The organism is Helicobacter didelphidarum, from assembly GCF_003364195.1.
Classification (GTDB): domain Bacteria; phylum Campylobacterota; class Campylobacteria; order Campylobacterales; family Helicobacteraceae; genus Helicobacter_A; species Helicobacter_A didelphidarum.
This window is the reverse complement of sequence record NZ_NXLQ01000158.1, coordinates 1-865: the sequence shown is the minus strand read 5'-3', so window position 1 is coordinate 865 and position 865 is coordinate 1. Positions and strand designations below refer to the sequence as shown.

Sequence of the window (865 nt, the reverse complement as noted above, 5' to 3'; positions counted from 1 at the left end):
TAAACAAATAAATAGTAGAATTAAAGAGGAAGTGGTGCATACTCTCGTTTATACAGATTCTAATGGTGTTAATCATACTATTTTTTATTTGAGAGGTTTTATATATACAGAATATGGCTTATGGCTACATGGTGATGAGGGGGGAGGATTCCATTGGGACATTGAAAGAGAACTTTATCTTAGAAATAAAGACCAAAAATTTGTCGTAAAGGATGGCAAGGTAGTGAAAAAATTTATTTCGAATGCGAAGGGTGATAAATGGGTAGAAGTAGAGAATTGATTAAAAGATTCAAAGACTATGCTGATTGTGCCGATGCAGCTTATGCAATGCTTCATTATGTATATGAGAGTATAGATTCTGCAAATCCAAAGAAAAAATGGGAAGAAGCTGATAAATTAACATTGGGATATAAACTTAAAGCGGATATAGAAATCAAAGATAAAAAAGGTGAAACAACATATACAATCGCTAAAGGCAACAACACCGCCTATGCTAGAGCTATTGAAGCTCGTTTCAATCAAGATAAAGTGATAGGTAAAGAGGGTGATTGGTGTGTCCCTTTCACAAAAGCTTGTTTATCAAGTAAAGATAAAACACTAGCCAACGACCCTAAAAATGTAAAGCCTACCGATGCTCTCTCCCAACATACCATAAAATTCGTAAGAAGATTCAAACTACTTCATCATCAGCCCAACACATATTCAGGCTTTAGTGGCACACTCTTTGAGGATACACAAGATTCTAATCAAAAGATAATGGTGTTTCGAGGCACAGAGCCTAGCGATACAGGAGATTTAAAAACAGATGCAAGAATGGCTTTAGGGCATATCCCACAAGGACAATATAACGATATGCTAAGATTCT

General features: G+C 35.5%; 2 pseudogenes. Both read left to right on the top strand.

Annotated features, from left to right (window positions below):
- A pseudogene (locus CQA53_RS11675) lies at window positions 1–280 on the top strand (hypothetical protein); the annotation flags it as partial.
- Window positions 259–865, top strand: a pseudogene (locus CQA53_RS11670) (lipase family protein); the annotation flags it as partial. The pseudogenes CQA53_RS11675 and CQA53_RS11670, both read left to right, overlap by 22 nt.